This window comes from Enterocloster aldenensis (assembly GCF_003434055.1).
GTDB lineage: Bacteria > Bacillota > Clostridia > Lachnospirales > Lachnospiraceae > Enterocloster > Enterocloster aldenensis.
In genome coordinates, this window is sequence record NZ_QVEX01000001.1 from 617499 (window position 1) to 640599 (window position 23101).

Genomic DNA, 23101 nt, shown 5'->3' on the forward strand with positions numbered 1-23101 from the left:
AAAACCCCGGCAGACTGCGCATTGCTGCATGCCGGGGTTTTTCATCAGTCAATATCTTTGAGTATATCACAAAAATCAAAAGTAGCAAAGTAGTCCTCAGGAGTTTCTGCCCTCCGTATCATTTCCACGGAACCGTCCTGCTTTAACAGCAGCTCTGCTGACTTTAACTTGCCGTTGTAGTTATATCCCATGGCAAAGCCGTGGGCGCCCGTGTCGTGGATGAACAGCAGGTCGCCTTTGCATATCTCAGGCAGCATGCGGTCAATGGCAAACTTGTCATTGTTCTCGCACAGGGAGCCGACCACGTCGTACATGTGGTCGCAGGGTCCGTCCTCCTTCCCCATCACCGTTACGTGATGGTATGCCCCGTACATGGCCGGACGCATCAGGTTCACGGCGCAGGCATCCACCCCCACGTACTCCTTGTGAGTATGCTTTTCATGGATGGCCTTTGTTATAAGGGCGCCGTAGGGTCCCATCATGAAACGTCCCAGCTCGGTGCAGATTGCCACGTCATCCATGCCCGCGGGTACCAGGACTTCCTCATAAACCTTGCGCACGCCGTCCCCAATGGCCAGTATATCGTTGGGTTCCTGGTCCGGGCGGTAGGGAATGCCGATGCCGCCGGACAGATTGATGAACTCCACATGGGCCCCTGTCTCCTCCTGGAGCCTTACCGCCAGTTCAAAGAGGATTTTTGCAAGCATGGGATAGTACTCCAGGGTCACCGTGTTGCTGGCCAGGAAGGCATGGATGCCAAAATGCTTCGCACCCTTGTCCTTCAGTATCTTAAATGCCTGAAACATCTGCTCTGTGGTCATCCCGTATTTGGAATCCCCGGGATTGTCCATGATGTCATTGCTCACCTTGAACACGCCGCCCGGATTAAAACGGCAGCTGATGGTCTCCGGGATATATCCCAGGGTCTGCTCCAGGCACTCAATATGGGTTATGTCGTCCAGGTTGATGATGGCTCCCAGCTTCTCAGCATATGCAAATTCCTCAGGCGGAGTGTCATTGGATGAGAACATGATATCATGTCCCTTAAACCCGCATGCTTTTGACATCATAAGCTCTGTCATGGAAGAACAGTCCGTGCCGCATCCCATTTCCTTTAACAGGTTTAAAAGAAAGGGATTGGGGGTTGCCTTAACTGCAAAATACTCCTTATATCCCTTATTCCATGCAAATGCCTGCTTCAGCCTGGCCGCGTTCTCCCTGATTCCCTTTTCATCGTAAAGATAAAAGGGGGTGGGGTATGTTTTCTCAATCTCTTTCAGCTGTTTCAGTGTTACAAATGGTTTCTTCTCCACTTTTTATACTCCTTTCCCTTTTTGAGCGTGAATGCCACAGTTCCTTAGATGCAAAAAGTCTGTCAGGAAGCACAATCATCCTTGCTGTATTAAGGAACGTCCATGATGCAACGGATCATGGAAACGTATTGTACTACCTGCCAGACTCCTTTGTCCAGTACTATTTTACTCGATATTGATCACACGCATGATATTGGTCTGTGTGGCTGCTTCGTGGCGCCTTGCGTAGGTCACCACGCCTGCTGTGATGACTGCCAGTTCGCCCTCGGTCACAAGACCTCTTTCCTTAAGCTCCTGGGCGGAATTCTCAATCAGTTCATCCGTGGATTCAGCGCGGCGTGACCATATGGGCACAACACCCCACTGCAGCTGCATCTGGCGTACGGTTGCCATGCTTGGGGACATGCCGATGATCCTTGCCCCCGGCCTCCACTTGGAAAGCATCTGGGTGGTAAAGCCGGTGATGCTGGGCGCGATGATTACATCTGCGCTCAGGTCATGGGCGGTGGATACGGATGCAAAGCAAACTGCGTTGGAAACATTCTTCATGTTCTGCTTGGATACCTTCCTCTGGCGGTATGCGGCATAGTCCAGATAGGACTCTGACTCCTCGGCAATGGAAACCATCATCTTGAGGGCTTCAACGGGATACTTACCCATGGCGGTCTCCCCGGAAAGCATCACTGCATCGGTTCCGTCATAAACCGCGTTGGCCACATCCGTCACCTCTGCCCTGGTAGGCCTTGGGTTGCGGATCATGGAATCCAGCATCTGGGTTGCCGTAATAACAATCTTGCATGCCTCGTTACACTTGCGGATGATTTTCTTCTGGATATGGGGAACCTTTTCAGCCGGAATCTCCACGCCCATGTCGCCGCGGGCAACCATGATGCCGTCCGCCTCCTCAATGATGGCGTCCAGGTTCTCAATGCCTTCCGCATTCTCAATCTTGGCAATCACCTTCATGCTGGAACCCTGCTCATCCAGCATTGCCTTGATTTCCCTGATACAATCCGCGGTACGCACAAAGGATGCCGCGATAAAATCAAATCCCTGCTTGATGCCAAAACGGATGTCTTCTTTATCCTTGTCGGTCAGGGCCGGAAGCTTAATCTTCACATTGGGTACATTGACGCCCTTTTTCTCCCCCAGCTCGCCGCCGTTAATCACCTTACATACAATATCCGTGCCGTTGACCTCCATCACGTCCATTTCAATCAGGCCGTCGTCAATCAGGATTTTGTTGCCTGGTACCACATCCTCGCCCAGTCCGCTGTAATTGATGTATCCTATATTCTCATCGCCAATCAGTTGGCGGGTGGTCAGCGTATAGGTCTGGCCTTCCTTTAATGTTACCTTCCTGCCGTCCTTCAGCTGTCCGGTACGGATTTCAGGGCCTTTTGTATCCAGGAGCGCCGCAACAGGGATATCCAGTTCCTTGCGGACCTCCTTTAACAATTCCAGGCGGCCCTGGTGCTCCTCATAATCGCCGTGGGAAAAGTTGAAACGCGCCACATCCATACCATTCTTAGCAAGTTCCATCATGACGTTCCTGTCATTGGTATTGGGGCCCATGGTACAGATAATCTTGGTCTTCTTCATTTTAAATCCTCCATAAACGTTGTACAGTGTGATAAGTGAATGATCTGCCGGTTCTTAAGGCCTGTCTGTGTAAATGATTCCACAATGCAGCGCTCATGATACTATTGGGGGGAATCCGGCTTTTTCACGTGCTGATGTGTATACAAATGATCCATGCAGTATTCGTAACTGCCTTCACATTTTGAACAATAACGGAATTCCATGCCCGGGCTGTCCTTGTCCGTCCTGCCGCACACAGCGCACTTATGGCCGGTCTTGTTGGAAACCATGGGCTTAATCTTTTTCTGGAAATCCTTCTGGCGCTTTTTCTGTTTGTAACTGGTCTCCCCGGCCAGCACCATCCAGCCAAAGAAGATGAACATGTGCAGGATGCAGACAAATATCTGGACCCTGGTATATATGTCGCCCTTAACAAAATAATAGATATAAACCGCTGCCTCGGCGTACGCAATCCACTTGGCCTTCAGGGGAAGGACCATCATCAGCAGGACCTGCATATCCGGGAACATGAGCGCAAATACAAAAAAGAAGGAATACACCAGGTAAACAGGCGTAAGCACCATGGGGAAGCCTACCACCAGATACATGAACAGCGATGCAGCCACGTTCAGCAGCACGCCCAGTATGATGTAGCAGTTAAAACGGAACTTTCCCCATACCTGTTCCACAATCATGCCAAAGGAACGGATGCAGTAGATGGCAAGGGCGTTAAACAGGATGTAGCCCATGGGGTTTCCTCCTGTAAATGCAGGCGGATATACAAAAAAGGTCAAAATCCTCCAGACCTGCCCATGCATGATGGCAATGGGGTCTAAAATCAGGTAATTCAGGAAACCAGGCGCCACAAGGTACAGTACCGTGCCCATGGCCAGCATGGCGCATACGTAGTTGATGATCCCGCCGATTGCAAACCGGTTCATTTTCTGCTCAAACTTCTTTAGAAAATTCATGAATACTCCTTTTATGTCAGAATAAATCCTTCTTATTAAATATATAAGCTACCAACAGTGACAGGGCCAGGGCAAACCCAAGGACTATGACAAACCCGTAGGGATGGTTTGCAAAGGGCATTCCCCTGGAATTGACATTCATGCCATAAAAGCTGGCCACCATGGTTGGGATTGACATGACAATGGTTACGGTTGCCAGGAACTTCATGACAATGTTCAGGTTATTGGATATAACCGATGCAAACGCGTCCATGGTCCCGCTCAGGATGCCGCTGTAAATGCCCGCCATCTCGATTGCCTGTTTGTTCTCCACGATGACGTCCTCAAGAAGGTCCGTATCCTCGGGATACTTTTTAATCTTCTCGGTCCTTAAGAGCTTCTCCAGCACCACCTCATTGGAACGCAGGGACGTGGTGAAATACACCAGGGACTTCTCCAGCTCCAGTAGTTCAATCAGTTCCTCATTCTTCTGGGACTGATGGAGCTTGCGTTCAATGACTTCGCTCTTCTTGTCAATGATGCGAAGGTATTGAAGGTACTGGGTTGCATTTTTATAAAGGATCTGCAGGATGAACCTGGTCTTCATGAATGTATGGAAATCCCTTACCCTTCCGTCCATAAAGGACGTGAGCACGGGCGTCTCCTCCAGGCAGACGGTTATCAGCACATCATTGGTCATGATGATGGCAAGCGGGATGGTGACAAACCAGTCCTTGCCGCTGCGCTCCTCTATGGACGGGATATCCACCAGCACCAAGGTGTATTCCTCCTCCACTTCTATACGGGAACGTTCCTCCTCATCCAAAGGCGCCTTTAAGTGGTCCGGGTCAATCTGGTATGCATCCGCAATGTCGATGATTTCCGAGGCTGTAGGGTTTGTTAACGCAATCCAGCAGCCAGGCTGCATCTCTTCTTTTTCGTGCATAGCACCGTCTTCGGTCTTAAAAATCCGTATCATGCGAACTCTCCCCCATTTTGAAATTATACGTTCTCATTATAGTGACTGCCCTGCGGTTTGTCAAATAAAATAGCCTTTCATTTTTAACAAACAATAAGATCTTACAGGAATCATGCACAATTTTTCCCATTTCTTCACGATTTTTTAACGCCTGTCCCCAATTGTATTCCTACCTAATTTATGCTAAACTTTACTATGACCATTCGCGGCTTACTGCCGTAAATTGTTGCATAAATCACAGTTTTTTCCATAAAACTGTATTATGATGAACGCAAAACAACTTCTCAGCCCGGCACACCATTACACGGATACCCTGCGTGCCGCTGCTGTAAGTCACAAAGGAGGTTAGGGTAAAACCCACGTATATGAGCTTACATACAAATACCCTTACGCTGGGAATCGATATCGGTTCCACAACCGTCAAAGTAGCATTGCTTGATCAGGACTACCATATAGTATTCTCCGATTATGAGCGTCATTATGCCAATATACAGGAAACTCTGGCAGGACTTCTGAAAAAGGCCTGCCCCATAACCGGCCCCGCCCAGGTCATTCCCGTGATCACGGGATCCGGAGGCCTTACCTTGTCGTCCCATCTGGGCATTCCATTTGTCCAGGAGGTGGTGGCGGTGGCCTCTGCCCTGCAGGACTATGCGCCCCAGACAGATGTGGCCATTGAGCTTGGCGGCGAGGATGCAAAAATCATATACTTTACCGGCGGGATTGACCAGAGGATGAACGGGATCTGTGCAGGCGGCACGGGTTCCTTTATCGACCAGATGGCCTCCCTGCTTCAGACCGATGCCAGCGGCCTCAACGAATACGCCGCCCATTACAAGGCCATCTATCCAATCGCGGCTCGCTGCGGCGTATTTGCCAAATCGGATATACAGCCATTGATTAATGAAGGCGCTACCAGGGAAGACCTGGCCGCGTCCATTTTCCAGGCAGTGGTGAACCAGACCATCAGCGGCCTTGCCTGCGGAAAGCCCATACGGGGCAATGTTGCCTTTTTGGGCGGTCCCCTCCACTTCCTGCCCCAGCTGCGTGAAAGCTTCATCCGTACCCTCCGCCTTACCCAGGAACAGATTATTGCGCCGGACCATTCCCACCTGTTTGCCGCTGTGGGCGCTGCCATGAATCCTCAGGAGAACCAGTCCACTGTTTCCCTGGAATCCATGATTGAACAGCTGTCCTCGGGTATCCAGATGGATTTTGAGGTAAAGCGCATGGAACCGCTGTTCAGGGACCAGGCTGACTACGATGTCTTTTCAAGACGCCATGCCAGCAACCACGTTAAGTCCGGGGACCTTTCCTCCTATGAGGGCAACTGCTACCTGGGCATTGACGCCGGTTCCACCACCACCAAGGCGGCCCTGGTGGGCGAGGACGGCACCCTGCTGTACCGGTTCTATGACAACAACAACGGAAGCCCCCTTGCAACTGCCATCCGCGCCATAACGGAAATCCGCAGCCAGCTTCCAAAGACAGCCCATATTGCATATTCCTGTTCCACCGGTTACGGCGAGGCCCTTTTAAAGGCGGCCCTGATGCTGGATGAGGGGGAGGTGGAGACCATTTCCCACTATTATGCGGCTGCTTTCTTTGAGCCAGATGTGGACTGTATCCTGGACATCGGCGGACAGGACATGAAGTGCATCAAGATAAAGGACGGCACCGTGGACAGCGTACAGCTTAATGAGGCATGCTCCTCGGGCTGCGGCTCCTTTATCGAGACATTTGCACGGAGCCTGAACTTCTCAGTGGAAGATTTTGCCAGGGAGGCGCTGTTTGCCAAGAACCCAACAGACCTGGGCACCCGCTGTACCGTATTCATGAACTCCAATGTAAAACAGGCCCAGAAGGAAGGGGCCACGGTGGCTGACATTTCCGCGGGCCTGGCTTATTCCGTCATCAAGAATGCCCTGTTTAAGGTAATCAAGATTACCAATGCCTCTGACCTGGGGGAACATGTGGTGGTCCAGGGCGGCACGTTTTACAATGACGCCGTGCTCAGGAGTTTTGAGAAAATATCAGGATGCCAGGCAGTACGCCCAGACATCGCAGGCATTATGGGAGCCTTTGGCGCGGCCCTGATTGCCAGGGAACGCTACCACATGAACGGGGAGGCGGAAACATCCATGCTGTCCCTGGATAAAATCATTGCCCTCAAGTATACCACCTCCATGACCCGGTGCAAGGGCTGCAATAACCACTGTGTGCTCACCATCAACCAGTTCGGCAGCGGACGCCGCTTTATCTCGGGCAACCGCTGCGAGCGGGGCCTTGGACTTGAGAAGGCCAAGAAGGAAATCCCCAACCTCTTTGACTATAAGTACCACCGCATGTTTGACTATGACCCCCTGCCCCTGGACCAGGCGGACCGGGGCACGGTGGGAATACCAAGGGTCCTCAACATGTTTGAGAATTTCCCCTTCTGGGCGGTTTTCTTTAAGAAGCTGCGCTACCATGTGGCGCTCTCACCCCAGTCCTCCAGGCAGCTCTATGAGCTGGGAATTGAATCCATTCCCAGTGAATCGGAGTGTTATCCGGCCAAGCTGGTCCACGGACATATATCATGGCTCATCAAGCAGGGAATCAAATTCATTTTCTATCCCTGTATTCCGTATGAGCGCAATGAAAGCCCGGATGCAGGCAACCATTACAACTGCCCCATGGTCACGTCCTATGCTGAGAACATCAAGAACAACGTGGAGGAGCTGGCGGAAGAACGGGTAAGGTTTGTCAACCCCTTCATGGCCTTTACCAATGAGGAGATCCTGACCCAGGCCCTGGTAAGGGAATTTGCCATGAACCACCAGATTCCCGCAGACGAGGTGAAAATGGCTGCCCACGCAGCATGGCAGGAGCTTCTGGCTTCCCGCCGGGACATGGAGGCCAAGGGTGAGGAAACACTGGCATGGATGGAGAAGAACAATAAGCGGGGCATCGTGCTGGCAGGCAGGCCCTATCATGTGGACTCGGAAATCCACCACGGTATCCCGGAGCTGATTACCTCTTATGGCTTTGCGGTCCTCACAGAGGATTCCATCTCCCACCTGGGCAAGGTGGAACGGCCCCTGGTGGTAACCGACCAGTGGATGTACCACTCCCGCCTCTATGCCGCGGCCAGCTTTGTTAAAACCAGGGATGACCTGGATTTAATCCAGCTCAACTCCTTTGGCTGCGGCCTGGACGCCGTGACCACGGACCAGGTGGCCGATATCCTGACCCGTTCCGGCAAGATATATACCGTGCTTAAGATTGATGAGGTAAATAACCTGGGCGCTGCCCGTATCCGTATCCGCTCCCTGATTGCGGCCCTGAAGGTCCGGGACCAGAAGCATTATGAGCACAAGGTGGTTTCCAGCGCCTATAACCGGGTGTATTTTACCAAAGAGATGAAGAAGACATATACCCTTCTCTGCCCCCAGATGTCGCCCATCCATTTTGACCTTTTAGAGCCGGCCATCCGTTCCTTCGGATACAGGATTGAAGTATTGCAGAACCACAACCGCAACGCGGTGGACGTGGGACTCCAGTACGTGAACAATGATGCATGCTACCCTTCCCTGATTGTCATCGGACAGATCATGGACGCCCTGCTTTCCGGCAGGTATGACCTGGACCACACAGCTGTTTTGATGACACAGACAGGCGGAGGCTGCCGTGCATCCAACTACATAGGGTTCATCCGACGCGCCCTGGAAAAAGCAGGAATGCCCCAGGTGCCCGTTGTGTCGGTCAATGCCAACGGCATGGAGACCAACCCCGGTTTTACATTTACGGTCCCCCTTATTACAAAGGCCATGCAGGCCATTGTATACGGCGATATTTTCATGCGCGTGCTCTATGCCACCAGGCCATATGAGGCAGAACCCGGCAGTGCCGATGCACTCCATGGGAAATGGAAGGCCCGCTGCATTGCCTCCCTGTCCAAACGCAGCGCCGCCATGATGGAATTTGGCCGCAACATCAGGGGAATCATACGGGATTTTGACAATCTGCCAAGAACCGGTGTCAGAAAACCAAAGGTGGGGATTGTGGGAGAAATCCTTGTAAAGTTCTCCCCCCTTGCCAACAACCATGTGGTGGAGCTTCTGGAGTCAGAGGGAGCCGAGGCCGTGATGCCTGACCTGATGGATTTCCTTCTCTACAGCTTTTACAACAGCAATTTTAAGGCAGAACACCTGGGCACAAAGAAGTCCACGGCGCGGCTGTGCAACGCCGGGATTGCCCTGCTGGAATACCTGCGCAGGACTGCCAGGAAGGAACTGTCCGCCAGCCGGCACTTCACGCCTCCGTCCTCCATCAACGAACTGGCCGAGATGGCCAAGGGCTTTGTGTCCCTGGGCAATCAGACAGGCGAGGGCTGGTTCCTTACAGGAGAGATGCTGGAGTTAATCCACAGCGGCGTGAACAACATTATCTGCACCCAGCCATTTGGCTGCCTGCCCAACCACATCGTGGGCAAGGGCGTCATCAAGGAGCTGCGCCGCCACTATCCGCAGTCCAACATCATTGCAGTGGATTACGACCCCGGCGCCAGCGAGGTAAACCAGTTAAACCGCATTAAGCTGATGCTGTCCACGGCCCAGAAGAACCTGAAGAATGAGAAGGCGCCGGAACAGCCCCGTCAGATGAAGAAGCAGAAAAAGGCCTCCAAGGCAAAGACACTGCAGACCGCCTGAACCTTGGGGCGTAGGCTGAGGCCTGGGCTGCGGCCAAGAGCGTGGCCTGGGGCCTGGGCGCGGACTGGGGCCTGGGTTGGACGTAATAAATATGGAAATCCATGTCAACCACAGTAAAAGGAGTTGCCGCAATATGAAAAACCTCATACAAGATATGGCTTCTGGTTTAAAGGCCAGCGCCAATATCCTGTAGGGGAAATTCACTTTGCGGCAACTCCTTTCATTTAAATTAAAAAGAACCTCAGACCGGAACCAAATGTTATCAGCTGCATAAAAATGCCGCGCTGCTGCTGCGCCATCCGCTGCCCTTACTTACGCACCGGCCTGATATACTTGAAGAATTGCTCCGGGTTAAAGTACATGTAGATAATCCTTCCCGGGGCAGTATCATAACAATAGCCTGTGCCTGTAAAGTCAAAGGCTGCCATGGCTTTTTCTATCTGCTCCTCCACGCTGCGGTTTTCCTGCTCATAATCAAACGGCCCATGCTCAAAAACAATATATTCCGCTTCGGGAACATCCGCCATAAGCATCTGGGGCGGCACCCCGCCTTTGTAATCCATGGGAAGGCGCACGCCATAACACTCCGTCCGCTCAATCCCCCAGTCACAGAGCCTGCCCTCCGGGTCATTGATGTACGCCATGACCTGGCCGCTGCCGCTGTTGCATTCGCTGCCCCCATGGTCGTCCAGTTTACCCACGATACTGTACAGCATGCTTTTATCACTGTCCCGCACCTCTTTCAGCGCAAAGGCCAGTTTTCTGCGCCGCAGATAATCCCTGAACTGCATACCCGATATCTCCTTGAATTTCCTGGTGGTATGGAATTCGGAATAACCCAGCCTGCCGGAAAGGCAGTGAAGGGTCAGCGCTTCATCATCATGGTTTTTTATGCATTGGTCGATTTGGTCAACAATGACCTGTATCTGTTTCTGCCATTCGTACATCCGTGTTTTCACCTCGTTTCGGCCACCCTGGACATATTATAGCAAAGCCAGGGGACCTGCGCTTGATTTTACTTGCTGTAATGATATGTTTCCCCCATCCGCATAAAGATTGTATTAAAGTTGCGCCCCCATGGCCCAAACATCTTGAAATTCTCAAAATTTTCCTTTATATTGAATGAATCAACGTAAAACATACAGGACAGCCAATCATTCAATGGAGGATACACGAATTGAAAACTGAAAAACGCAGGGCATTCATCATCCACTTTTTATACTTCATCATCATACTGTCCGTTTCCTTTGCCGTCATCAAATACGGACTTCCCATGCTCTCGCCCTTTGTCATCGCCTTCCTGATAGCGTACGGGCTGAAGGGCCCGGTCACCTTCCTTTCCAGGAAAATGAACCTGAACCCGAAGATAACCGCCATCCTTTCCGTACTCCTTTTTTACTGCACCATCGGTCTGCTGATTACCTTGCTGAGCGTCAAGGCATTTTCCTCCTTCAGTCTCCTGATAGGGAATCTTCCCGGTATCTACGCCTATCATGTGGAACCGGTCCTTAAAGGGCTGTTTGACACCGTTGGGCAGTCCGCGCTGCACATCGATGCCTCGCTGCTGTCAGCCTTTGACGAGATAGAGGGGCAGTTTGTACAGTCCCTGGGACAGATGGTCTCCAATCTTTCCATGGAAGCCATGGGATGGATATCCGGCTTTGCCTCCTCCCTTCCCGGCCTGTTCATCAAGATGCTGCTTATGATCATCTCCACCTTTTTCATTGCCGCTGATTATGACCAGCTGACCGGATTCTGCCTGCGCCAGTTTGACCAGAAGACCATGAATATCATCCTGCAGGTCAAGGAGTATGTGGCCGGGACCCTTTTTGTCTGCATCCGTTCCTATGCGCTGATCATGAGCATCACCTTTTTGGAACTTGCCCTGGGCCTTACCGTGATTGGCGTGGATCGCTCCCTGCTGATTGCATTCCTCATATCCGTATTTGATGTGCTGCCGGTACTTGGAACCGGGGGCATCATGATTCCCTGGACCATCCTTACCGCGCTCCAGGGCAATTACCCCCTGTCCGCAGGGCTGCTGACCGTATATCTTATCATAACGGTCATCCGCAATATCATTGAACCTAAAATCGTGGGCAGCCAGATCGGCCTTCATCCCGTGGTGACCCTCTCCAGCATGTTCGTGGGCGCCCAGCTGTTCGGGGTCCTGGGGCTGTTCGGCTTTCCCATCGGCCTGTCGCTGCTCAGGCATCTGAATGATAATGGGACGCTGCGGGTGTATAAGACAGGACTTTAAGAGGCGCCTGGTATATTCCCGTATCATATCCTGTTCCATCCATCTTTTCCCTAAGCAGTCTCCACCGCTCCCTTCTTCACCCTTCCCCGTATCCCGGAAACCAGCAGCACTGCTATGGTCATGAAATAAGGCAGGGCCAGGACAATCTGGGACGGGATCCCGAAGTTCTGCATGCTGGCCGCAAGGGCCTGGGCATAGGCAAACATGAAACTGTACACCGCTGCCAGCACCGGATTCCCTTTTGCAATCATGATGGCTGCAACCGCCAGGAACCCCCTGCCCGCCGACATATTCTCCGTGAATATGGAGGTGCCTCCAAGCGGAAGGACTGCGCCCGCAATCCCCACGAAAAATCCGGTAATCAAAACAGAATACCATTTATAGCGCAGGACATTGGTACCGGTTGTCTGGGCGGCCTTTTCATTGATTCCCACGCTGCGCAGCCTCAGTCCAAAGGGCGTCTTGTACATGGCGATCCAGGTCCCGGCAATGGCCAGAAGGGTAAAATACACCACCGCATTGTGGGTTCCAAGTACCTCTCCTATATAAGGGATCCTGCTTATGACAGGCAGCTTCACAGAGGGCAGGCTGACCAGCCTGGAATCCATGAACGAACCCCGCTTCCCAAAAATATTCAGGAGGAGAAAGGATGTAAACGCATCCATTCCCAGGTTCATGGCAATACTGACCACCATGCCGCTGGAGCCAAGATGGAACACCAGGATCCCGAACAGGACAGAGCAGGCCAGCCCTGCCAGGATCCCGCAAAACACCCCTGTGTATGGATTGCCGGAGTAATAGGTGCCCAGTGTGGCAAAGAATGCGGCGCACAGCATGAAGCTCTCCAGGGCAATGTTAAAGATTCCCGTCCTGTCCCCGAAGCAGCCGCCAATGGAAGACAGGATAAGGGGCACGGCCAGACGCAGGGCCGCTGCCATGGTTATGGTTCCCAGTAAAATAGAAAGCATTATCCCACCACCGCCTTCCTCTTAACAGCACCAAACAATTTACGGTAATCCACAGTGATGAACAGCACGAACAGGGCCTGGATCAAAAGCACGGTCAGGCGGTTCACATCACACATCCGTTCCATATGAAGGGACCCGGCTTTGAGGATTCCCCAGATAACGGCTACCCCAAGGACCGTTATGGGATGATTGCCCGCAATCATGGCAATCATGATGCCGTCCCAGCCCAGGTTATTGGAAAAGCTGGCAGTGAATTTCCCGTAGGTGCCCTGGACTTCAATGCTTCCGCACAGACCGGCCACGAATCCTGACAGCAGGAAGATGGCCAGAAATGTCTTTGTCACATTCACGCCCCCAATCCTTGCAAACCTGCGGTTCTCCCCCACCTGCTTCAGCTCATACCCAATCACGGTGTACCGGTAAACCATGAAAATCACGATTACCAGGGCCACGGCAATGAGGATGCCCGTGCTTGCATTGGTCTTGGGTATCAGGTTGGTCAGGCGCGCCGTATCTGCTATGGGCGGTGTTGACAAGGCTAGTGAATCCCCGGCAGCGCTGATTCCCATTACAATATAGGTGAAATACTCGGTCAGCAGCACGGCAATATAGTTAAGCATCAGGGTTGTAATCATTTCATTGACATGGAATGTAAGCTTCATCACGGCCGGGATCAGTGCAAACAGCATGCCCGCAATGCCGGCTGCCAGAAGACAGCCCGTGACATGCAGCGCTTTTGGCAGGTGCACGTAAAAGCCGAACAGGGCTGCCGCGTATGCCCCAAAGTAAAGCTGTCCTTCAATCCCCAGGTTCATGACCCCGGATTTAAACGCAATGGTGGCCGCGATACCCGTCAGGATGCAGGGCGTGATCCAGCGCAGCGTGTTGCCGAAATTGCGGATGCTGCCAAATGCGCCCTGGAGGATATACTTCATGGCCGTGGCCGGGTTTTCTCCCTGCCAGAGGATCAGTAAGCTGCCGATTACCATGACAGCCAGGAAGGAACAGGCGTATTTCATCATGTTCCACAGGGCGTCCTGTCTCATAACCTTTGCCTCTTTGTTCATGGGCAGCCACCTCCTGTCATCAATAGCCCAATATCAGTCTCTGTCTTTTCACCGTGAAGGCCCCCGTCAAACAGCTGTCCGTCGTACATTACCAGTATACGGTCCGATACCTCCATGACCTCGTTCAGTTCATGGCTGACCAGCAGGATTGCCGTGCCAGCGGCAGCCAGGCTCTCTATCTTTTTCCATATGAACTCAATGGCCCCTATATCGATTCCCCTGGTGGGGTCTTCAATGATCAGAAGACTGTTATCCTGCAAAAACTCCCTTCCCACAATCAGTTTCTGGATGTTTCCTCCTGAAAGGGTATGTATCTTAAGGTTTGCCGATGAAGCCTTCACATTAAATTCATGGATGATGCGTTCTGTAAATGATATGGCCTGTTTCCGTTTCAGGATGAACCGGTTCCCAAACCCTTTGACAATATGGTATCCCATAATGGCGTTCTCCCAAAGGGACGCTTCCCGGTTGATTCCCTCGCTGATGCGGTCCTGGGGCACATATCCGATGTGGCGCAGCCTGTGTTCCCGGCAGCCCAGATGGGTGATGTCCCTTCCGTCAAAGGCCACCTCCCCCTGGCTGCATTTCCTGAGCCCGAACAGGCCTTCCACCAGTTCCTGCTGGCCGGAGCCTGCGACGCCTGCGATTCCAAGTATCTCACCTTTCCTGATTTCAAATGAGACATCCTTCAGCTTGTCCCTTCCCTCATGGTCAGGAACACACAGATGCTTTACCTGAAGCAGCACATCCCCCTGTTTCTTGTCCTGCTTCTGGGCGGTAAGGATGACCTCCCTTCCCACCATCATGGTGGCCAGGCCATGTTCGTCTGTTTCTTCCGGCTTCACCGTGCCGACGTAACGGCCATTTTTTAAAACCGTAATGCTGTCGGATATCTCCATGACCTCTTTTAACTTATGTGTGATGAAAAGCACGGTCTTACCGTTCTTAACCAGGAAACGGACTGCCTCGAATAGTCCCTCGACTCCCTGGGGCGTAAGGACCGAGGTGGGTTCGTCAAAAATAATGATATCCACTCCCCGGTACAGTATCTTTACGATTTCCACCTGCTGGAGCATGGAGACGGAGAGGTCCTGCACCCGCTCATCCAGCGGTATGTTAAAATGATATTCCTCACAGATATCCTCCACCTTCCTGCGGGCCTTGTCACGGTTCAGGAAAATGCCCCATCTGCGCTTTTCGTAACCCATCATGATATTGTCCAGCACTGACAATTCCGGGAACAGCATGAATTCCTGGTGCACCATTCCGATACCGGCCCGGCTGGCATGGTTGGGGTTCCTGAAATCCATCTTTTTCCCATGTACAAACAGTTCTCCTTCATCCGGCCGGTAAAGGCCGCTGATGACATTCATCAAAGTACTTTTGCCTGCACCGTTTTCCCCGATAACCGCATGAACCGTCCCTTTCCTGACGGACAGGCTGATTTTATCGTTGGCCGTCAGGCTGCCGAACCGTTTGGTAATTCCCTTTAATTCCAGCACAAAGTCCATAAATGCCTCCTTTTGTACCATCGGCCCTTCTGCAGCTCCTATTTCAGCAGATCCTCCAGTTTAAGGGAGCCTGATTTTACGTCTTCGATTAATTTGTCCAAATCAGTCTTCACATCCTCTGGAAGCTTATTATAATCCCTGTCGTCAAAAATGGCTGACTGGGTCTCTATGCCGTAATTGGTCCGTCCGGATACGAACTGCCCGTTCTTATAAGCGGTAAAGGAATCAAACACAGCGCCCCGGATATCGGTTAAGGATGACCAGAACACACAGTCGTCAATATCCCCCTGCCACTCATCTACCCCGATGCACTTGATTCCCGCATCAGCACAGCCCTGGATCACGCCCAGCCCGGCCAGGTTGGCTGTCTGGAAAATCACGTCCGCGCCCTGGCTGACCATGATTTTCGTCTGCTCCCCTGCCTTTACCGTGTCGCTGTCATCCCCCACGTATGCGGTCTGTACCACCACGTCCGGGTCCGCATATGCGGCTCCGGCCAGGTATGCGTCACGGAACCGGTTGATGACAGGAATGTCCAGGCTTCCTATCCATCCAATGGTCTTTGACTGCGTGGTCCTGGCTGCCACGAAACCGGATACAAAGGCAGGCTCCAGGGAATCCACGTACACATTGGCCACATTGTCATATTTTGTATCCAGGCTGCTGTCAATGAGACAGAACATGGTGTCCGGATACTCCGGGGCCAGTTCGATGGCCACTTCATTTACCGTGTCAAACATGGTATAGATGGGATTGGCGCCCATTTCCGCCATTGCCCTTATCTGCTCTGAATATTCAGCTTTGTCCAGGGCCTCAATCAGCTTGACCGAAGCCCCGTACTCCTGTTCAATCTGTTCAAATCCGGTCCATGTCAGGTCGGTGAAAGGAACCCCTGCCGGCGCTTCGCTGATCAGACAGGTGAATAATTCCTTATCCTGCTCCCCTGTCCCTTCCTCTTCTTTCCCAGTCTCTGCTTCATCCCCTGCCTGAGCCTGTCCGGTCTGGGTCTGTCCGGTTTGGGTCTGTCCGGTCTGGGTCTGCCCGCCCTGGGACGTATCCTTTGCAGCCTCCCCTTTGCCTCCGGCACAGCCGGCCAGTACACACATGACGGCAGCAGCAGTTAAAAACAGTTTTATTTTCCTCATATCTTTCTCCTCCTTCATGACTTATCAAAAATGGAACACAAGTCCCTGATATCGTTAATCACACAATCCGGCTTCTTTTCCTCCAGGGACTTAAGAGGCCAGTTCCCCGAGGGCACCCCTACCGTATAAATCCCCGCAGCCACCCCTGCCTCTATATCAAAGGGGGACTCCCCTATGTATACACATTCCTCCCTAAGGCAGCCGCACACAATGGCCCCCTTAAGGATTGGCTCCGGGTCCGGTTTAAAGCGTACCACATCATCCCTTGTGACCAGCAGGCTGATATACCGGTCCAGCCCCATCTGCTTCAGGATATGGGACGCGTTTTTCCTTCGCTCCGATGTAATCAGGCAGATCTGACAGCCCAGATCCCAGATATGGCCCATGGTCTCCAACGCCCCGTCAATGAGCCTGGCCCCCTCCATGTGGATTGGGTACTGCCTTTTATATTCTTCTATGAAATCCCCTATGGTCCCATGGTCATCCGGGCTTATATCGGTTAATGTGGTAAGCATCACTTCCACCGGAAGCCCGAACATGCCCATGATATCCTCTTTGGCGGGCCTGCCCCCGCTTACCTTTTCAAATGCTTCTGCAAGGGCGTCACAGATACAGTCCTGGGAATGGATCAAGGTCCCGTCCAGGTCCGTGAGCAGCGCCTTATACCGCGCCATCCTCCCTCACCCCTTACTTCTTAAGGACTGCATGGTCCAGCGCATGGCTGCACGGGCAATCCCTTTCATCCGCCAGGTTTGGTATGGCCAGATATAACACCTGCTTGAAATCCTCAATGCCCTGCTTTAAAAGCCTTGGGAAATCGTCTGCCTCAATCTGCTCTCCCAGGCACCAGTTGGTGGGGACGCAGATATGCGCGTAGCAGATGGCTGCTTCCCTTGCAAAGACTGCTTCCGGAAGCGTGGTCATCCCTATCAGGTCAGCCCCCAGCTTCCGGAACATGGTAAGCTCAAAGGGAGTCTCAAACCTGAGTCCTTCATTGACAAAAATCACTGCCTTGTCATGGACATGCCCGGGTTTTACCTGGTTTGCAGCCTCAATCAGGGCACGGCGCAGGTCCGGACAGTAGGCGGGCGTCATATCCACATGGTACGCCTCCACCTCGTCGTCATACAGGGACCGGGGGAACCTTCTGGTCCAGTCGCAGAAATCATGGGGGATTACCAGGCTGCCCAGCTCTATGTCCGGATTGCTGCTGCCCACACAGTTGGTGGCCAGGATCTGTTCCACCCCAAGTTCCTTAAAGGCCCAGATATTAGCCCTGTAATTGATGCGCGGAACAATGATTTTGTGTTCTTCCCCATGTCTGGGAAGGAAATACACCTTCCGCCCCTGAATCGTGCCCTCGAAAATCTCAGAAGAACGTCCATATCTGTTATTGTGGACAAACATCCTGGGATGTTCCAGAAGTTCATAGAAGCCACTTCCTCCGATAATTCCAACTGGTTTCATTTGCATTTCTCCTTTGCATGTTTAATATTTGGAACTGAAATCGTTTTCAGTTCCTGTAAAAAAAATGTTGCCTTTGCCATGACCACATTTTTCATACTTTCATGTTTTATACTTCCATTTCCCATAAAACGTATTAACTGCAGGCGTATCCGGGGCACCGTATCGGTTATCCATGTGTCCCGGACACACCTGCCATCGCTTCCCGTCAGGCAGGCTTCCTCCCACCGGGGCGTGTTTGCCCGGCGTAAACAGCGGACGCTATATACCGGCGCATTTACGCCGGGTGGTTTAGTTTCTTTACGGACGTCCGTTCGATGAACTTCAATTCCAGGGCCTCGGTCCTTGCCCCGCCTTTTTCGCCGGGCTGCTCCATCCGTTTCAGTAAAAGCCTGACCGCGCCAACGGCAATGGCCGACGTATCCAGGCGGAAGCTGGTAATCCCATGGCGTTCAAAAGCCATGACATCCTCATCGCACTCCTCAAAGCCAATCAGGGAAATGTCCTCTCCCGGCTCCAGCCCATGATTCCTGACCGCTTCCAGCATTCCTGTGGTCAGGGTATTGTTGCCTGCTATGATGGCCGTAGGCGGTTTTTCAAGCCCAAGAAGCTGGGATGTATAGCGGATGCCGGCCTCTGTCTTCCAGCAGTCCTGTATGAAATACCCGCTCCGCCACGGAAGTCCGTACGCTGCCAGACAGTCCCTGAAACCGCGGATGCGCTCCTCTGCAATCCCATGTCCCTCGGCCCCCACCAGAAAAGCAATCCTGGTGTGGCCATTTTTTATCAGGTATTCTGTTCCCTGATACAAGGCTTCATAGTTCCGGTTCATGATGCAGTCCAGGGATGTATTTTCCTCAAAATACCGGTCAATGAGCACCACAGGTTTCTTTACCTGCTGCAGCCGCGTCAGTTCCTTTAAGGAAGTGGCGTCCAAAATGCCGTCTGCCATCTGACAGATGGAACTGCTTAAAAAGCTGCATTCCTCATCCGCTGATTCCGTTGTATAGACCACCACATAATAGCCGTATTTCTTCATTTCCTGAATCACGGTGTTAATCAGCTGGGTGAAAAAATGATTATCAATCACAGGGACAATCACCACCACCACCTGGCTTCGGCCGCGGACCATGGCTTTGGCCGTGAAGTCAGGGACATAGTGAAGCTCATCAATGGCCTTCTGCACCCGCTCTTTTACCTCTGTATTAATCCATTTATAATCGTTCAGCACACGTGATACGGTGGATGGGGATACCTGCGCATATTCCGCCACATCTTTTATTGTGATTTTGTTCTTCTTCATGTGCACTTTTCCCTCTTTTCCGAAACTGAAATCCTTTTCAGTATATCAATATTACCATATATGAATCTGTTTTGCAAGAGGTGCGGGGGGATATTCCAAGAAAATATGCATAAGGCGGAAATGGATGATACTTCCTATCAGATCCGACAACGTACAAGGCCCTGTGTCCAACCAGGATTATTTCAGATAGGGATGCCGCATAGGCCCAAAAAAGTACTGCCACCCCTATCCTCCTGTGTTATAATAAGTAAGAAACATAATTCATATATGATTAGGAGGACAACAGATGTCATACACATTAACCAGCGTAACAATCCGTACAGATAATACCCCGGAGGGCATGAAAAAGATTGGGGAATTATGGGACGACGTGACGGGCGGAAAGCTTCCCATCCTCTTTGACAGCGCGCACAACTTCCAGACCGGGATATCCCCTGTCTCCAGGTACAGCAGCTATGCCAGCGATGAAACCGGCTCCTACGACCTCTCTGTCATGGGTGTGACAGCAGACTTCTTCCAGCACATGGAACATCTGGTCAGCGAAGGCGCGTACCGCAAATATGACGAGGGCGATGAAAGCGGCGACCTGGGCGCATGTACCAGAAAGGCATGGGAACGCGTGTGGGCCGAACAGAAAGACGGCGCCATAACGCGGGCCTTTACAGTGGATTATGAAAGCAGCGTCCCTAAAGGATATGCAAAAGACGGGAAGGCCCATTGCTATCTGTATATTGCGGTGCGGTAAGGCTGCGGGGGCCTGTTGCCGCTGCGGCTTATTGCTGCTGTTTATTGCTGCGGCGGCATGAACCTGCCCTTTTTCCCGCGGTAATACCACAGTACACCTCCAATGGCCAGCAGGGTCACCAGGGTTGTGAACAGACCGCCTTCCGGTCCGAATAATCCGCCGTTCAACAGGTTTGCCTTGCCTATAGCCGTTGTAAACATGTGGGGCGTATTGATTCCGCTTACCTCAAATCCATATACAGGGCCCTGGAAATAATTCCAGGCAATGTGAAAACCGATGGGAATCCACAGCTGGCCCGTGTACCAGAAAAGAAGGCCAAGGAAAATCCCCACAAAGCAGATATTGATAAAACCCAGAAGGCTGAAATTACTGTTGGTGGAATGTGCGATGCCAAACAGCAGCGCCGGCAGGATCAGGGCCAGCCAGCCCGGTCTGGCCTGCCGCATGGCATCCATGGCATATCCCCTGAAAAAGATTTCCTCGCCAAATCCCACTGATATGAACATGACAAGATAGCCTATGAGCCACGGGTCAAAACCATCTTTCCCAAAACCCATGGACGCATTGCCGGTCAGGCAGATTCCCGCGGCAACCAATGTAATCATGACAGCGCCAAGGAGAAGGCCTTTGCCCATATCCCTCAGCCATGTCTTGCCATGTATGCCAAGATTTTTCCAGGATGAATGGAACCCCCATTTCCACAGGGCAAAGGGCAGGAATATGATGACCAGGTTCTGGATACACATCAGGATAACCATATACCAATTGTCCGCCTGCCCCCTGTATGACTCCATCAGGACGCCGTCCCCGTCCATGATTCCCATGTTCATAAGCAGGATCCGGAAGGCGAGGGTGAATGCCAGGGCAATCCCCAGTATAATTACAGGTATGACCATATCCCATATCAATATAAGACTGAAGAACTTATAGCCCCATCTGACCTGGCCCTGCTGGTTCTTAAACGGATTTTTCATTGTAATCTCCTATGCTTTCATTCATCATTTTCTTATCTGGAATCCATCACATACCGGCTGTTTCCAGAATACATCCAGTATACCATGATCTTCCTGCATTTTACAGGGGCTGGTTTTTTTCATTCTTTTCTTTTGCCATCCGCTCCATGCGCCACAGGGTTGTCCTGCTGACCCCCAGTTCCCTGGCAATATCCTGTTTTTTCTTTCTGGGTTTCAGGGATGAATATAGGTCCTCCGGTTCAGGGGGCTGGCTCCTGGCTGTTTTCTGCCCGGCAGGAGCCGTGTTTTCCCCAGGGCGGAAGATTTTAAGCATCTGTATCTCCTTTAGCCCGATTTCCTGGGAATCGCTGAGCACTACCAGACGCTCGCAGATATTGCGAAGCTCGCGCACATTGCCGGGCCATTGGTAATTTATCAGGCACTGGGCCGACTCCTGGGACAGCTTGGGTATGGGTTTTCCCATCTCACAGGCAAACCTGGTCAGATAAAAGTCCACCATTTCCTGGATGTCCCCGGACCGCTCCCTGAGAGGAGGAATGGTGATATCCAACAGGTTCAGCCTGTAATACAGGTCTGCCCGGAACCTCCCCTCCCGGATTTTTTCCTCGATGTTAATATTGGTGGCCGAAATCACCCTTACGTCTACCGGCTGAAGGCGGCTGCTTCCAATGCGGCGGATTTCCTTTTCCTGAAGCACGCGCAGAAGCTTGGCCTGGAGCGCAGTCGGTATTTCCCCGATTTCATCCAGGAAAATGGTCCCTTTGTGCGCCAGTTCAAACAGGCCGGCCTTACCGTTTTTGGATGCCCCGGAAAATGCGCCCGGTTCATATCCGAACAATTCGCTTTCCAGCAGGTTTTCAGGCAGGGCCGCGCAGTTTAAGGCCACAAAGGGTTCCGCATTCCTCCTGCTCTCCCTGTGGATGCTGTGGGCGAACAGCTCCTTGCCGGTTCCTGTCTCCCCCACAATCAGCACATTGGAATCCACCCTGCTATAGCGCTTTGCCATAAGGATATCCTCCCGGATTGCCTGGCTGGAGCCAATGATATCATCAAAGGAATACTTTGCGGTAAGTCCCTGTCTCACAAGGCTGTGGCGAATCTTTGTCTCAGCCTCCATGATCTGCTCCGTATAGCGCACCACGATGATGGCTCCTTTGCCCATCTTATCCACCACCACGGGTTTATACTCCGTGTAAAGCTTCCTGTCCTCCCACTGGATGATTTCTTCCTTTTCCCTTCCGTTCTCCACAACGTCCTGCCACTTGAAGGCGGAACAGACAGCCGCCACAGGACATCCCGTGAAATCCATCCTGGTGGACAGGTGGAATGTCCTGTATGCCTGGTTATTCAGGGCCTGGATCCGGCCGGCTGCATTGACGGCCACCAGGGCATCGGAACTGGTATTAAGGATGGCGCTGGTCATGTTGAACCTGGCCCTTTCCATATTAATGGTCCTGGCCGCGTCCATGGCCTGTCTCAGGGCCTGGTCAATGGCAATATCCTTGGTGTGGATATGGACCCGCCTCAGGTTCTCCTTGTCACAGAGCCCGCACATGGTGCCTGCCCCCACGAAAACGTCTGCCCCGCTTTCCTTTGCCATATGGATGGCCTCCAGGGTGGAAGCCTCATCGTGGATTGCATAGTATTTAATCTCAGCCTGGCACAGGCGCTCAAGTTCTGTCACGGCGCCGTTGTCCATGTAGCGGACACACAGCGCAATCTTCTTTGGCGAAAACTCCTGCCTGGCCTTTATAAGCGCCTCCAGGATATCAAAGCTGGACAGCTGTATTTCCACCACATGCTTCTGCGGAAACAGGGAGACCAGCCTGTCATATGTCATGCCCCTGGCCACCAGGATTTCCGCGTCTCCATGGCAGGACAGGGATTCAGGGGTCCCGAACACATGAAGCAGCTCAATCCTTATATCATCCTGGCCCTGGACCCGGCTGACAGCTGCCTCAAACCTGTTTTTCATATTCAAATACGGTATGAACATACGTATCGTAACCATTGACTGTCTTCCTCCTGTTCCCTTCACGCAAAAATGTACCCAACTATGAGACCATGCCAACGTGAACATTATATCATAATTGAGTACATCCGTGTACTTACGTTTTCGTGTCTGCAGATGGCAGCCTGCAGCCTTTTTC

18 protein-coding genes are annotated in these 23101 nt (G+C 52.1%); 3 read left to right on the forward strand and 15 right to left on the reverse strand.

Annotated elements, in window-relative coordinates; all coding sequences use genetic code 11:
- Positions 1-44: 44 nt before the first annotated feature.
- The 4 genes from DWX59_RS02810 to DWX59_RS02825 all read right to left on the reverse strand — a co-directional run bounded on the left by DWX59_RS02810 (position 45) and on the right by DWX59_RS02825 (position 4823).
- Positions 45-1313, reverse strand: a complete 1269-nt coding sequence (locus tag DWX59_RS02810) for a diaminopimelate decarboxylase (protein ID WP_117556045.1) — start codon at positions 1311-1313, stop codon at positions 45-47.
- A gap of 165 nt (positions 1314-1478) precedes the next feature.
- Positions 1479-2915, reverse strand: coding sequence for a pyruvate kinase (gene pyk / locus DWX59_RS02815; RefSeq protein WP_117556047.1), 1437 nt, complete (start codon positions 2913-2915; stop codon positions 1479-1481).
- Positions 2916-3016: 101 nt separating this feature from the next.
- Positions 3017-3865 carry a hypothetical protein gene (locus DWX59_RS02820; protein ID WP_117556049.1) on the reverse strand — a complete coding sequence of 283 codons (849 nt, stop codon included), beginning with the start codon at positions 3863-3865 and terminating at the stop codon, positions 3017-3019.
- Between the two features lie 16 nt (positions 3866-3881).
- Positions 3882-4823, reverse strand: a complete 942-nt coding sequence (locus DWX59_RS02825) for a magnesium transporter CorA family protein (RefSeq protein ID WP_117556051.1) — start codon at positions 4821-4823, stop codon at positions 3882-3884.
- A 365-nt stretch (positions 4824-5188) separates the two neighbouring features.
- On the opposite strand from DWX59_RS02825, the gene DWX59_RS02830 reads away from it, so the two are divergent.
- Complete coding sequence (locus DWX59_RS02830; protein WP_117556053.1) at positions 5189-9514, forward strand: 2-hydroxyacyl-CoA dehydratase; 4326 nt, start codon at positions 5189-5191, stop codon at positions 9512-9514.
- Between the two features lie 308 nt (positions 9515-9822).
- On the opposite strand, the gene DWX59_RS02835 is transcribed toward DWX59_RS02830, so the two are convergent.
- Complete coding sequence (locus tag DWX59_RS02835) at positions 9823-10461, reverse strand: helix-turn-helix transcriptional regulator (RefSeq protein WP_117556056.1); 639 nt, start codon at positions 10459-10461, stop codon at positions 9823-9825.
- A 230-nt stretch (positions 10462-10691) separates the two neighbouring features.
- On the opposite strand from DWX59_RS02835, the gene ytvI reads away from it, so the two are divergent.
- The gene (ytvI, locus tag DWX59_RS02840) at positions 10692-11774 is read left to right on the forward strand and encodes a sporulation integral membrane protein YtvI (protein WP_117556058.1); all 1083 of its coding nucleotides are present in this window, start codon (positions 10692-10694) and stop codon (positions 11772-11774) included.
- 50 nt (positions 11775-11824) lie between these two features.
- Here ytvI and DWX59_RS02845 read toward each other — a convergent pair whose 3' ends face one another.
- The 8 genes from DWX59_RS02845 to DWX59_RS02875 all read right to left on the reverse strand — a co-directional run bounded on the left by DWX59_RS02845 (position 11825) and on the right by DWX59_RS02875 (position 19232).
- Positions 11825-12742, reverse strand: coding sequence for an ABC transporter permease (locus DWX59_RS02845; protein ID WP_117556060.1), 918 nt, complete (start codon positions 12740-12742; stop codon positions 11825-11827).
- The gene (locus DWX59_RS02850) at positions 12742-13809 is read right to left on the reverse strand and encodes an ABC transporter permease (protein ID WP_117556062.1); all 1068 of its coding nucleotides are present in this window, start codon (positions 13807-13809) and stop codon (positions 12742-12744) included. Before DWX59_RS02850 ends, DWX59_RS02845 begins: the two co-directional genes overlap by 1 nt.
- The gene (locus DWX59_RS02855; protein ID WP_117556064.1) at positions 13806-15320 is read right to left on the reverse strand and encodes an ABC transporter ATP-binding protein; all 1515 of its coding nucleotides are present in this window, start codon (positions 15318-15320) and stop codon (positions 13806-13808) included. The genes DWX59_RS02850 and DWX59_RS02855 overlap by 4 nt, the downstream gene beginning before the upstream one ends.
- 38 nt (positions 15321-15358) lie before the next feature.
- The gene (locus tag DWX59_RS02860) at positions 15359-16465 is read right to left on the reverse strand and encodes a BMP family ABC transporter substrate-binding protein (protein ID WP_235844888.1); all 1107 of its coding nucleotides are present in this window, start codon (positions 16463-16465) and stop codon (positions 15359-15361) included.
- A 14-nt stretch (positions 16466-16479) separates the two neighbouring features.
- Positions 16480-17139: an HAD family hydrolase gene (locus DWX59_RS02865; protein WP_117556075.1), complete on the reverse strand. Its 660-nt coding sequence runs from the start codon at positions 17137-17139 to the stop codon at positions 16480-16482.
- 13 nt (positions 17140-17152) lie between these two features.
- Positions 17153-17932 (reverse strand): MTAP family purine nucleoside phosphorylase, encoded by a 780-nt coding sequence (locus DWX59_RS02870; RefSeq protein ID WP_117556077.1) that lies wholly within the window; start codon positions 17930-17932, stop codon positions 17153-17155.
- Complete coding sequence (locus DWX59_RS29580) at positions 17929-18057, reverse strand: hypothetical protein (RefSeq protein WP_268878097.1); 129 nt, start codon at positions 18055-18057, stop codon at positions 17929-17931. Before DWX59_RS29580 ends, DWX59_RS02870 begins: the two co-directional genes overlap by 4 nt.
- 149 nt (positions 18058-18206) lie before the next feature.
- On the reverse strand, positions 18207-19232 hold the full coding sequence (locus tag DWX59_RS02875) for a LacI family DNA-binding transcriptional regulator (RefSeq protein WP_117556079.1): 1026 nt from the start codon (positions 19230-19232) through the stop codon (positions 18207-18209).
- A gap of 286 nt (positions 19233-19518) precedes the next feature.
- Between DWX59_RS02875 and DWX59_RS02880 the strand changes: the two genes are divergently transcribed.
- Entirely contained in the window at positions 19519-19977 is a 459-nt protein-coding gene (locus tag DWX59_RS02880; RefSeq protein ID WP_117556081.1) for an AraC family transcriptional regulator, read from the forward strand.
- Positions 19978-20018: 41 nt separating this feature from the next.
- On the opposite strand, the gene DWX59_RS02885 is transcribed toward DWX59_RS02880, so the two are convergent.
- Together DWX59_RS02885 and DWX59_RS02890 are read right to left on the reverse strand one after the other, a co-directional pair.
- Positions 20019-20951: a CPBP family intramembrane glutamic endopeptidase gene (locus tag DWX59_RS02885; RefSeq protein ID WP_117556083.1), complete on the reverse strand. Its 933-nt coding sequence runs from the start codon at positions 20949-20951 to the stop codon at positions 20019-20021.
- A gap of 100 nt (positions 20952-21051) precedes the next feature.
- Positions 21052-22962, reverse strand: a complete 1911-nt coding sequence (locus DWX59_RS02890; protein ID WP_117556086.1) for a sigma 54-interacting transcriptional regulator — start codon at positions 22960-22962, stop codon at positions 21052-21054.
- Positions 22963-23101: the final 139 nt, after the last annotated feature.